This window comes from Shewanella sp. MM_2022_3 (genome assembly GCF_022557375.1).
GTDB classification, from domain to species: Bacteria; Pseudomonadota; Gammaproteobacteria; order Enterobacterales; family Shewanellaceae; genus Shewanella; species Shewanella xiamenensis.
Genome location: NZ_JAKZGV010000054.1, coordinates 1 through 12,851, shown reverse-complemented (window position 1 = coordinate 12,851; position 12,851 = coordinate 1). Strand labels below are relative to the sequence as shown.

Annotated in this window: 10 protein-coding genes and 1 rRNA gene; 7 read left to right on the top strand and 4 right to left on the bottom strand. The window is 45.1% G+C overall.

Annotation, left to right across the window (positions count from 1 at the left end; all coding sequences use genetic code 11):
* Positions 1–136: 136 nt before the first annotated feature.
* Positions 137–796: a ribosome biogenesis GTP-binding protein YihA/YsxC gene (yihA, locus tag MMG82_RS18500; RefSeq protein ID WP_037424068.1), complete on the bottom strand. Its 660-nt coding sequence runs from the start codon at positions 794–796 to the stop codon at positions 137–139.
* 169 nt (positions 797–965) lie between these two features.
* Here yihA and MMG82_RS18495 point away from each other — a divergent pair, with 169 nt between their 5' ends.
* The 5 genes from MMG82_RS18495 (at position 966) to hemN (ending at position 5,858) form a co-directional block, all read left to right on the top strand.
* Complete coding sequence (locus MMG82_RS18495) at positions 966–1,589, top strand: c-type cytochrome (RefSeq protein ID WP_037424071.1); 624 nt, start codon at positions 966–968, stop codon at positions 1,587–1,589.
* An 826-nt stretch (positions 1,590–2,415) separates the two neighbouring features.
* Entirely contained in the window at positions 2,416–3,054 is a 639-nt protein-coding gene (locus tag MMG82_RS18490) for a class I SAM-dependent methyltransferase (RefSeq protein WP_069453908.1), read from the top strand.
* An 82-nt stretch (positions 3,055–3,136) separates the two neighbouring features.
* On the top strand, positions 3,137–3,688 hold the full coding sequence (gene yihI / locus MMG82_RS18485) for a Der GTPase-activating protein YihI (RefSeq protein WP_037424074.1): 552 nt from the start codon (positions 3,137–3,139) through the stop codon (positions 3,686–3,688).
* A gap of 68 nt (positions 3,689–3,756) precedes the next feature.
* Entirely contained in the window at positions 3,757–4,224 is a 468-nt protein-coding gene (locus tag MMG82_RS18480) for a DUF2489 domain-containing protein (protein WP_047537645.1), read from the top strand.
* A gap of 257 nt (positions 4,225–4,481) precedes the next feature.
* Complete coding sequence (gene hemN / locus MMG82_RS18475; RefSeq protein ID WP_080612454.1) at positions 4,482–5,858, top strand: oxygen-independent coproporphyrinogen III oxidase; 1,377 nt, start codon at positions 4,482–4,484, stop codon at positions 5,856–5,858.
* Positions 5,859–5,928: 70 nt separating this feature from the next.
* Here the strand turns inward: hemN and add are convergent, their stop codons facing one another.
* Entirely contained in the window at positions 5,929–6,924 is a 996-nt protein-coding gene (gene add / locus MMG82_RS18470) for an adenosine deaminase (RefSeq protein WP_037424082.1), read from the bottom strand.
* A 211-nt stretch (positions 6,925–7,135) separates the two neighbouring features.
* Between add and MMG82_RS18465 the strand changes: the two genes are divergently transcribed.
* Both MMG82_RS18465 and MMG82_RS18460 read left to right on the top strand, forming a co-directional pair.
* Positions 7,136–8,938 carry a DUF885 domain-containing protein gene (locus MMG82_RS18465; protein ID WP_047537639.1) on the top strand — a complete coding sequence of 601 codons (1,803 nt, stop codon included), beginning with the start codon at positions 7,136–7,138 and terminating at the stop codon, positions 8,936–8,938.
* A gap of 102 nt (positions 8,939–9,040) precedes the next feature.
* Positions 9,041–10,054, top strand: a complete 1,014-nt coding sequence (locus MMG82_RS18460; protein ID WP_047537636.1) for an alpha/beta fold hydrolase — start codon at positions 9,041–9,043, stop codon at positions 10,052–10,054.
* Here MMG82_RS18460 and MMG82_RS18455 read toward each other — a convergent pair.
* Positions 10,011–12,461: an EAL domain-containing protein gene (locus tag MMG82_RS18455; RefSeq protein ID WP_241407257.1), complete on the bottom strand. Its 2,451-nt coding sequence runs from the start codon at positions 12,459–12,461 to the stop codon at positions 10,011–10,013. The two genes, MMG82_RS18460 and MMG82_RS18455, sit on opposite strands and share 44 nt — an antisense overlap.
* Positions 12,462–12,731: 270 nt before the next feature.
* Positions 12,732–12,847: ribosomal RNA gene (gene rrf / locus MMG82_RS18450) — 5S ribosomal RNA — on the bottom strand.
* Positions 12,848–12,851: the final 4 nt, after the last annotated feature.

The following is a 12,851-nucleotide window of genomic DNA, read 5'->3' as shown; positions in this document are numbered from 1 at the left end:
TGTTATCGGCTATTTTTTTGCCTGAAACTTGAGGGTTGAGAATTGAAAACCAATTGTTTTATAAGGGGATATAGCGGGATATCGCAGAAGAAGATGGCCGAATGCACTTGTGGCATCCGACCATAAAGCAAAAGACTTACTCGGCGCCGTCTTGGTTTTCTAACTCATCGGCCAACCATTGCGGATGACACCATTCATTTAAGATACTGAGCACTTTAGGTTTGCCCGTGCCCTTGAGCGCAGAAAAAGGCTCAACCTGTACCCAATCACCAAATTCAACCAGCGCTTTACGCACTTCGTTTACGGTTTTCATCTTAGCACTTTGCGCCAATTTATCGGACTTAGTCAGTAATGCGAGTACCGGAATTTCACTCGCAACCGCCCATTCAATCATCTGCATATCTAGATCTTTTAGGGGATGACGGATATCCATTAAAACCACAACCCCACTTAAACAAGCACGCTTCTGTAAATACTCGCCTAGAGATTGTTGCCATTTAATCTTCATGGCTAATGGCACTTGGGCAAAACCATAACCCGGTAAATCGACTAATCTACGCTGTGCATCAAGCTCAAATACGTTAATCAGTTGAGTGCGTCCAGGCGTTTTACTGGTGCGAGCCAAGTTTTTTTGCTCAGTTAATGCATTGAGCGCACTCGATTTTCCAGCATTTGAGCGACCAGCGAAAGCAATCTCAACACCGACATCGCCAGGCAGATATTGATCCAAATGTGCAATGTCTGGTGCACTGATTAAAAACTTCGCCCTGCGAAAATCTATATGAGATTCAGTCACTATTTACTCCAATATATTTACTGCGCAATACCATAATTTATGAAGAATTGCTTACTTTTCCACGTTTTCGTGTAAAATATTACCCCGATCACATTAAACATATTTTACCACGCTTGCGGGTCACCCTAGTAAGCTCAGGATAATAATCTTAACCAGAAGTTGGAACGCCATGAAAAAGTTAGCTCTTGCGCTGTCTGTTGTAGTTGCCGCCATATCTTCACCTGCGATTGCTGAAGGTAATGCTGAAGCGGGAAAAACTAAAATTATCGTCTGTTCTGCCTGTCACGGTATGGACGGTAACAGCATGATCGATATGTACCCTAAGCTTGCGGGCCAACACGCCACATACCTCCAAAAGCAACTACATGATTTCCGTAGTGCGGCACAATCTGGCGGTAAAGATGGTCGTATGGATCCTATCATGAGTGGTATGGCAATGCCTCTTAGTGATCAAGATATTCTCGACATTACTGCATATTTCTCTACTCAAGCAATCCAAGTTGCTGAGGTGAAAGATGTTCCTGAGCTAGGTGCAAAACTTTACAAAGGTGGCGATGTGTCACGCGGCATCACTGCTTGTATGGCATGCCACGGCCCAGATGGTAAAGGTGCTGAATCAGCTGGTTTCCCAGCATTAGCCGGTCAACACGCTAACTATATCAAGATCCAACTGACTAAGTTCCGTGATGCAGGTCGTCACAACGACCTAAACGGTATGATGCAAGATGTCGCTAAGAAGTTAAATGACAGTGATATCGATGCACTATCTAAATATCTTGCTAGCCTGAAATAAGGTTTAGCGATGTAAAGAAGGGTGTGTTGTCACCCTTTTTTTACACCGCCTAGTTTACGTTAACGTAAACTGATAAAGATTCATGCTTGACATGGATCACAGATTTGGGTTTAATAAGCCCCGTACCGAGATAAACCCATCTGTTTGTACAAATAAATTAATAATAACTTACAGATTTCGGTATAATTAACATTCAAGATATAAGAATAAAGACTCTCAATAACAACAATATAACTAAGACCACTCTCTAATAATAACAAGAGCAGTGATTTCGCTTTGAAATCCAGGTCAGTACATTTTTGTAAGGGACGGCCGATAACGCCAATTTGCGAAAGCAAAACGCCTTACATTCAGGGTAACTTGCCCCATCAGGACACAGTTTTACATGATGTAAACTGTAGCAAAGGAAGCTAATCGCTTTGGATGCACTGGCTGGAAGCTTGTTATCACTGGAAGGTACTTCAAGTAACAAGGATGGTTGATTTAACGTCATTGATGACGCTGCTATAAAAGATGTGTCTTGAGACCATCTACGGAAACTGTGGTCAGGATGGCGACAGGAAAGAATTAAGAGTCTGGAAGACCGCTAACAAAAACACGCAGGGAAAGCAGTAAAAAAAAGAAGGATACCGACCGGGAAAGTCGCATAGCAAGTACGGATACTTGGAATCAGAATAGGGTGCTAAAATGCACTGTTTGTAAGGCGGCAGTTTAACTGCCGCCTTTTTTCTTTGTGATTTTCAGTCAAAACGCACTTTGTCTAGAAAGTGCACTCTGCAAATATAATTGTTACAATCAAAGCCTTAATCTTTTATCAGTTGACTCAATGCGCAGATGTCCCCTTTGTCATAGCACACAAACACTGTTGCTCCTACAGGACAAAAAACGGTGTTTTTATATTTGCCAGACATGCGGACTCACTTTTGCTGATGCAAATAGCCATCTTCCTCCTGCGGCAGAAAAACAGCGCTATGGCCGTTCGCGGATTGCCTCCAAACAGCGCCAACTCTCGCAATTCATTTTACCGCTACTGACACAAATACAACTGCAGCAAAAAGGTAGCCTTACGGGCTTAAATTTTGGACGCGTGTTAGATCAAACCAGTCTGGCGACCATTGAATCGGCGGGGCACACCTTCAAGCAATATGACCCTTTCTTTGCTCCTGACCATGAACCTCTAAAGCAAGAGTATGATTTTATTTGCTGCTACCGAGTATTTGAGCATTTTCAGTATCCCTTCAAAGAATGGAGATTACTGACCCGCTTGCTTAAACCAGGAGGCTGGTTAGCAATTAGTACTCCTTTATTAATTGATTTAGAAGGTTTTGCTAAGTGGCATTATAAAAACAATCTCACTCACGTGAGTTTTTACCAAAGACTAACTTTTGAATACCTAGCGAGTAATAGTGATTTTGAACTATTATTTGCCGCGAAAGACCTCGTTTTGATGCAAAAAACATCATAATCTGGTATAACAGCCGACCGAATTTAGCACTTAGTCGATCCAGTATCGGCTAGGCCATACGATGTAAATAATTGAGAAAATCATGTCTCGTAGCAAGAAAACACGCAAGGGCGGCGAGAATAGCCCCAAACAACAGCCAAGAGTGAAAAAGCAGGACCGTGCTGAAGTAACAGGCAAGCGCGCAGAAAAGGGTAACAAGTCTGGCAGTCGTCATAATGAAGCGCTGATCCAGGCTCAAGCACCACAGAAAAAGGCTGCACAGAGCAAAGATCCTCGCCATGGCAGTAAAAAACCTGTGGCTTTGACGTTGCCAACCGCGACAGAAAAGCCAGCCACGCCAAAGGTTAAGCAGCCAAAGTTAACTGACGAGCAAAAATTACTGAAGCTGGAAGAAGATCCAAGACTAAATCAGTTGCTCGATATGCTAGAAGAAGGTCGCAACTTAAATGATGCCGATCAAAAATGGTTAGATCAGCAACTGAATAAGATTGAAGCCCTGATGATTAAACTGGGTATTAGTGATGAGCTAGAAGATGAAGTGCCAGCGAAATCTAAAGCTGATTCAGATGACGACCTGTTCGATCGCTTTGAATCCGGTGCCGAACTGCTAAAAGATTATCAAGATAAGTTTTAAATCTTAGAATATGCATAAAAACAAAACGATTATGTTTTGTTTTTATGCTTTCTGAACAAGGAGTTCTCGTGTCTACCACTCTTATCGTTCTTGGTTTTATCATTATTGTTGCCCTCAGTAGCTACGCCACGTTTTTACTCCTCAAACTCAAGCAACAAAAACACCGTCAACAAGCGCTTTTTGCCGAGCGCGAAGTGGCTGCTAATGCCAAACGAGCACAAGTACTCGAAGATATCCGCTATATTGCGACAGCCATGATTGAAGACCGCTGTGAAATCTCCGAAGGCGTGGTCAGGATTGGGCGTTTGTTTGAGATTTTATCCCTCAGCGAGCGAGTCGCACCAGAGTTTCCTGCACTCTTCCAACATTTTGAGTTAATTAAAAATCATCCGATTATGGAAGCCCGCCAAGCTCTGCCAAAGCAAGATCGAATGAAACTCGATTTTACACGAATGAAATCTGAAGCTGAGCTTGCCGAAGGTATTAGCGAAGATGCTAAAAAGTTGTCGACTTATCAGCTAAAAGCACCGCACTAAAAACGCTTACTCCGCCTCGAAGCCAAATTTGGATCGGTTTCGAGGCGATCAATTTAAATCCGTTCATCACATAGAGTGCGACTTCCCGTGAGCCTGTGCACAAAACCTCCAAAAAACGACAGACACACGCTCTTTTTTCATAGATATTGCGTAACTTCTAAAATGGCAGACATCATTTTTACAACCTAGATCAAGGTTATTTACCTAAGAACCTTGCATACTTCGTTTGTTGCTAATTTACCCTCGGAGGACACGCCTTGAAGCAGCCCACTCAGATAAGCTGGGATCAGTCGATGATCGAAAAATATAACTACAGCGGTCCCCGTTATACTTCTTATCCAACGGCGCTAGAGTTCGATGATTCATTCACTGAACAAAACCTGTTAACGGCGATTGAAAACAGTAAGAGTGACAAACTGTCGCTGTATATTCACATCCCCTTCTGCGCCAAACTTTGCTACTACTGTGGCTGTAATAAAGTCATCACTCGCCACGCCCACAAGGCTGATCAATACATTGAGTATTTAAGCCTCGAAATTATTAAGCGTGCTCCACTGTTTAAGCACTACACAGTCACCCAAATGCACTGGGGCGGCGGCACGCCAACCTTCTTAAATCCAGAGCAAATTTTGAAGTTAACCGACTTAATCAAGGCTAACTTTAACTTTGCCGCTGAAGGTGAGTTCTCGATCGAAGTTGACCCGCGTGAGATTGAGCTTTCAATGCTCGATACCTTAAAAGAAGCAGGCTTTAACCGCATTTCTATCGGGGTGCAGGACTTCAATAAAGAAGTACAAGTCGCAGTTAACCGCGAGCAGGACGAGCAATTTATTTTCGATTTAATGGCCAAAGCCAAGGCCATGGGATTCGTCTCAACCAATATCGACTTAATTTACGGTCTGCCACACCAGACACCCGAAACATTCGCCGCTACCATGCAGCGCGTGTTAGACCTGTCACCCGATCGTCTATCCGTGTTCAACTATGCCCATTTACCCGCGCGTTTTGCCGCGCAGCGTAAAATCAAAGATGAACATTTACCATCGCCGAAACAGAAACTCGAGATGTTGCATCAAACAATCGAGACCTTAACCGGCGCGGGTTATCAGTACATCGGCATGGACCACTTCGCTAAGCCTGACGATGAGCTGGCTAAGTTACAACGCGAAGGCAAACTGCACCGCAACTTCCAGGGTTATACCACCCAAGAAGAATGCGACCTGCTTGGTCTTGGTGTGTCTTCAATCAGCCAAATCGGCGATTGTTATGCGCAAAACCAGAAGGACATTCGCCCTTACTACGAAGCCATCGATAAAGATGGCCATGCACTGTGGAAAGGTTGTAGCCTGAACCGTGACGACGAAATCCGCCGCGTAGTGATCAAACAATTGATCTGCCACTTCGATTTAGATATGGCAAAAATGGATGACAAACTGGGTATTAAGTTTGAGGAATACTTCGCCGAAGACTTAAAACTACTGCAAACCTTTATCGACGATAAATTAGTTGAAATCGCCGACAGAAAGATCACCATCAGCCCAACGGGCCGCCTGTTGATCCGCAATATCTGTATGTGCTTCGACCTTTACTACCGTCAAAAAGCGCGTCAACAACAGTTCTCCCGTGTGATCTAACACTGACACATCTCCAATAAAAAATCCGACTCAAGTGTCGGATTTTTTATTGGGAAATAGAGCTACTTACTTAAGCTTTAGCCGCATACAGCGCCTTACGCTCACTCTCGGATAAAAACGCCATTTCCACCCCATTACGTTGCACCTGAGTCAGCTCAATATCGCTAAGTCCCAGTTCAGACTTAGCAATGCGATACTCATGCTTGATATCAATCGCACTCACACCCGGATCATCGGTGTTCAGGCTTATCAACACACCAGCATCCATAAAGGTTCTGAAGGGATGTCCAGCATAGGAAGACACTGTCGAGGTGTGTAGGTTGCTGGTAGGGCAAGATTCGATACCGATACGGTGTTTAGCGAGATATTCCATCAGCTTAGGATCGTGAATCGCATTCACCCCATGGCCGATACGTGTCGCACCCAACTCCTGAATCGCTTGCCACATACTTTGCGAACCCGCCGCTTCGCCCGCATGGGCGGTAATCGCTAAGCCCGCGTCTCGCACTCGCTTAAAGTGCTCATTAAACAACTCGCCAGGAAAACCTAACTCATCGCCAGCTAAATCCATCGCGACTAAGTGTTGTTTATGGGCGAGTAAGCCTTCAAGCTCCTGAGTACAAGCGGCTTGGCCAAAGGAGCGCGACATAATCCCGATAAGATTGATTTTAACTTGGTAATCTTTCAGGCCCGCTTTCACTCCATCGATAACCGCTTCAACCACACCTTCAATCGGTAGTTTATGGTTCATCGCCATGTAATATGGGCTAAAACGCAGCTCCGCATAATCAAGGCCAGATAACGCCGCATCGGCCACGTTTTCATAGGCGACACGTTTTACCGCATCTAAATCAGCGAGAACTGCCACCATCCAGTCAAGCTTCTTCAAGAAGGCGACTAAGCTGGTTTCTTTCCCCTGAATTTGTACAAATGGCGCGAGAGTCTCTAAAGAATCGGCAGGCAAAGCAATGCCATGTTGGTGTCCGAGTTCCCAAATGGTGTTCACTCGCACGTTACCATCTAAGTGACGATGCAAATCCACCAATGGAATGGATGTATTGATCATAATTAACCCCTATGTGAACTACCCAGCCAATGCTTTTGTTATTTGGTCTAGGGCGGACACTAAGTTTAACACGCATTCTTTGGTGGCACTTAGCTAAGGGCAGGATTTAAATTCACATTCAGTCACAATTCTGCTTAATATGCGTACAAGAATCTGGGGTAAACCTCAGGCATAATGACTTCAATAACAACGAAAATATCCGAGATAAATCATGCATAAACTCTTTACCCCAAGCTTACTGATTTGCGCCCTAACTGCCTGTAGCACAGCTCAAACTCCTATCGAACATACACCGACAACCATCACTACAGCGCAGGCGCCAGCCAAAACTATGGCACCAGCACTGCAAGCGATTGTGGATCAAAGTTGGCAACTCCAACTCAGTGCCAGCCCAGAAATGGCCTATGGAATGGGAGACAAAAGTGCTGCGGGTAAACTACAAGATCTGTCACCAGAAGCCTTAGCCAAGCTCAATCAAGGACAAATTGCCATTCTGGCCCAATTGAAAGCACTGAATCGCAGCAAGCTGAGTAAAGAAGATAAAATCAACGCCCAAATCCTCGAGGATCAGATCCAAAATGAGGTTGATCTCTATAAATACAAGGATTACTACCTGCCAATCACCGCAGAGAGCGGCTTCCACGCCTATATATCTTCCATTGCACAAGGGCGATTCAACACCCTAGAGGATTACCAAAACTACCTAGGTAAGCTTAAGGCGCTACCGACCTATTTTGCCCAGCAAACCCATTGGTTAAAACAAGGCTTAAAGGAAGGTATTACACCGCCTAAGGCGACGCTCAAGGGATTTGAAAACAGCATTAGTGCTTACATCTTACCGGTAGAGAAAAGCAGTTATTTCAAGCCATTTACTCAATATCCAAGCCACTTTACCGAGGCGCAAAAAGCACAGCTCACCCAAGAAGGCAAAATCTTAGTCGAACAAAATGTAATCCCGACCTATCAGGCTTTTTATGATTTTATGACTCAGGAGTATATGCCCAACACTCGGGAAAATATTGCCGCCAACAGCTTACCCGATGGTGATGCCTTCTACGAGAACCGCGTTCGCTACTACACGACCTTAAATATGACCTCGGTCGAAGTGCACGAGCTCGGTTTAAAAGAAGTAAAGCGTATCCGCCAGGAAATGGAGCAAGTCATTAAGTCTGTTGGCTTTAAAGGCAGCTTTGCCGACTTTTTACATTTCTTAAGAACCGATCCCCAGTTTTATACCACCAGTGCGGATCAGCTCCTGAAAGAGGCGGCCTTTATTGCCAAAAAAGCCGATGCCATGTTGCCCAAATATTTTGGTAAATTGCCGCGAAAACCCTACGGTATCGCGCCAGTGCCGGCCGAAATTGCCCCTAAATACACATCCGGCCGTTATTCAGGCTCTAATCGTGATGACGAGCCGGGTTACTACTGGGTTAATACCTACGCCTTAGATAAGCGCCCGCTCTATGAACTCGAAGCGCTAACGCTACACGAAGCTGTGCCCGGACATCATCTGCAGATTTCACTTAACTCCGAACTGAGCTCGTTGCCTGATTTTCGTCGCTATAGCTACATTTCGGCCTTTGGTGAAGGTTGGGGATTGTATAGCGAGTACTTAGGCTTAGAAGCGGGATTCTATCAAGACCCTTACAGTAACTTTGGACGTCTCACTTACGAGATGTGGCGCGCCGCTCGCCTCGTTGTCGATACGGGGATGCACGCCCAAGGTTGGAGTCGAGAACAAGCCATCGAGTTTATGGCGAGCAACACGGCGTTATCGCTCCACAATGTGACCACTGAGATTGACCGCTACATTACCTGGCCAGGGCAAGCGCTCTCCTACAAGATTGGTGAGCTCACCATTAAACGCCTACGCGCGAAAGCCGAGCAAGCCTTAGGCGACAAATTTGATATTCGCGCCTTCCACGACGCGGTATTAGAAAATGGTTCTGTACCTATGTCGGTGCTGGAGCAACAGATAAACGACTTTATCGAAGCGCAAAAAGCCGCGATTTAAGCTCATCCCAAGGGAGCGGGTATTTTCCTGCTCCCTTTCCTGCCCGCCCCAGTTCTCTGATACACTCTAGCAAACCTTTTTGCCCGAGATGTGTGACAGAGTATGAGCCAAACGCCCCTAAACTTTCCAAGGGAAGAGTTTTCCAAGGTAGCTTTTTCAACGGAACACGATTTAAATACTTCTGAACAGCAAGCCTTTTGGCAAACCGTTGCCCAAGACACACTCAAAACCCCCGATGGATTAACCTTGGCCTATATGATGGTCAAGCATCCCAAGGCCCATGCCAGCATAGTTATCAGCAGTGGCCGAGTTGAGTCCTACTTAAAGTATCAAGAATTGGTATTTGACTTGTATCAGCAAGGCTATTCGGTGTTTGCCATTGATCACCGCGGCCAGGGATTATCGAGCCGCATGACGGCAAATCCCCATCAAGGCCATGTGCGGCGGTTCAACGACTATATCGACGACTTTGCCCTGTTTATGCAAAGCGTTGTACTAAAACATGCCACTTCGCCGCTGTTCTTACTCGGGCATTCCATGGGCGGCGCCATCGGCACCTTGTATCTCAAACAACATCCAGATGTGTTTACCGCGGCGGTATTCTCAGCCCCCATGTATGGTATTAAGTTACCTATGCCTAAAGGGTTTGTCCGTTGGTTAGCCAGTAAGCTCGATACTAGCCTCAACGGTGGAGAGCCTAACTATGTTCTCAGCGGGCAAAACTATAAGGCGGCTCCCTTTAAAGGCAATGATCTCACCCATTGCCAGAGCCGTTATCAAGCTTACCGAGAATTGTACGATGCAGCGCCAAAGCTGCAATTAGGCTCACCGACTAACCGCTGGTTGACTGAATCCTTAGATGCGGCCGATGCCTGTGTCTTGGCCACGGCACATATCCGCACACCCATTCTGATCCTACAAGCTGGCGAGGATAAAATTGTCGACAATGCCGCACAAAATCTTGCGGTGAGTTCTAATTGCCAACTAAAAGTGATTGCAGGTGCTGCCCATGAAATTTTTATGGAGAAAGATAGCTATCGCAATCAAGCACTAAATTACGTACTCGACTTTTTTAAACGCTACGCAACAAGGGACGTGGACAAGCAAGCTGTATAAAATCATTAAAACTCAAGGCTCGAGCGATATTGTAGCCTTGAAAGTGCGTACATCCTAAGGCTGTAAATAGCTGCTGTTGCTGTACAGATTCGACACCTTTCGCCACTATCGGCAGTTTAAAAGATTGTATCGATTGGATAAGCGCTTGGCTCCAACTGGCATCAAACAGCAAGCTTGCAGCACAATGCAAATCTAACTTAACCTCTGTAAGCGGGTAGTGGTGTAGGCAACTTAAGGCGCACTGGCCAGCACCAAAGTCATCTAATGTAATCGCAATACCAGCCTCTGTTAACTGTCGGATACGTGGCTCAACAAAAGCGTTAGCAGTAAGCAATATACCCTCAGCAAGTTCAACCCCCAGTTGCTTATCATCAAGCTCATAGGAACGAACTAAAGTAATAAATTGATCTACAAAATCAGCTTGGCAAAAAGATAAGGTACTTATATTCAACGTCATACGCGGCAGTATGATGCCTTGTTGCTTAAACTGTTTGACTAACTGACAAACTCGATCGGCAACATTTAAATCAAGCGCGGCGATTAATCCATTATGCTCAGCTAAGCGAATAAACTGCGCTACAGACACAATTTCACCATTGGTTAAATACCAGCGAGATAAAACCTCTGCAGAAACAATTTTGCCTTGCCTATCAACAACAGGCTGGAACATCAAAGAGAGTTGATTGTCAGTAATCGCATGTTGCAATGCACTGATTAATGACGATTCAGGATCAACAGCAGACGCTAAGTCTGGATGATAGAACGCGCATCCCTCATGCTCCAGCGACAGAGCACACTTCATTGCGAGTTGCGCACGCTGAACCACGAGTTCTGGAGTGAGAGTATCGACGGGATCTAATAAACAAATACCCACGTTGGCACTCAAACTAAAATGAGACTCTCCATAATGGAAAGGGCGAATCGTAATTTGTCTTAACTCGGTTGCCAAAGCTAATGCTCGACGCCCTGCAATCTCAGCATCAACGGCCAACTCCTTAATTAAAAGAGCAAAATGACCAAGTTCAATATGAGCAACGACAATGTTCTCTGTAAAATAACTCGAGAGCCTTGCACTTAACTGCGACAGTAAACGCTCAAGTTCGTGGGATGATAATACCTCGCTAACGCCTAAGGTATCGACATTAACGAATAACAATGCTCCCCATTGGCCAGAACTATTACGTTGAGTCAGGTAATGTGACAATTGCGCCATAAATACTTCAGGAAGCATCCGATGACCACCTGCCGATTGCTTCACTAACTCCGCAATCGCAGCATGGTTTCTCTCACTCTCTGATACATCGACATGAATGCCTATCATCCGAGTCGGTCTACCAAGATGGTCCCAGTCGACTAACATGCCACGGTCAAATACCCAGACATAATGCCCTTCGCGGTGCTGTAAGCGATGAACACTCTCAAACTCTTTTGTTTTTCCGCTCACATATTCCTGTAAGCAATGCAATACAGCCCGTCTATCCTCGGGATGCAAACGTGTTTCCCATGTCTGGAATACCCCTTCCAGTTCATCGGGTTGATAACCTATCATTTCTTTCCAGCGGTCGGAGAGAAACACTTCGCCAGTACGAAGATCCCAATCCCAAATACCATTGCGCGACCCTTCAACGGCAAATAACCAACGCTGTTCACTATCATTAAGCTGTTTAACCGCTCGCGCTAACCGATCATGAACCAATTGTAGGTTTGTTTGCAGGGATAAAATCTCGGACGCACTCCAAGGTACTTGAGTAGAAAATGCCGATGTGCCGACATGTTGTGCCGATTTGCATAACAGCTTCAGTGGACGTATTAGCAGATAATATAACACGCAGGTAAAGCCAATAAGCAGCAACGCCCCAAGCCCCCACACACGCATAAATCGCTGTTGTAACTCGCTTGATGCTCTCGTGACCAAAGGGGCTAGATCAGATTCAAGATAAAGCAGCTCTGTGGCCCCAGGATACTGGGCGTCAACTGGATAATAAGCTTGAATTGATAACCTTTCTGGATTGACCGAAATACTTGCCTGACCTGATTGCACTACGGCATGATGTCTAAGCACATCATATCCATCAATCACTTCTATCGCATTGCTATCGCGCCAAACAGTATGATTAGCAAAACGGATCCGACTGTTCGCATCCAGCAAGATATAAACCATCACATTCATATCTAAGGTTGCTAGAGACACTTCCTGCTCAATCCGCTCAATATCTTGCAATGCCTGTGCTGACTGAACGACAGCCTGCATACGCAAAAGCTGCTGTTTTATCTGACTCACTTGACGATCAGCTAACTCCTTACGCACCAGTTCACTCTCATAAAAATACTCAGCCGTCACTAACACTAAATAAAGTGTCAGCATACACACAGGAATTAATACGGCGAGTGAAAGTTTGCGAAGCATTGGTAGCTTATGATCTTAAATAAAGAAATAGACGCCCTGTATGCTAACGGTAAACCTACGACTAAGCAAAAAGACTTAACATAAATACAAGTATTTTGGAGAATACTGCCTAAAAATTAAGACAGTGATTGATTGTAATCATCTAATAACATTTAGATGTTTTGAATATGGGATTGCTATGTTACAACAAACAGGCAGTTTGAAATAAAAAAAACAAAAAAGCCAGCTTATTCAGCTGGCTTCATTGCTCTCTTATCGAGAATATTAGGCGCTTGGCGATGACCTACTCTCACATGGGGAGACCCCACACTACCATCGGCGCGATTGCGTTTCACTTCTGAGTTCGGGATGGGATCAGGTGGGACCACAATGCTATTGTCACCAAGCAAA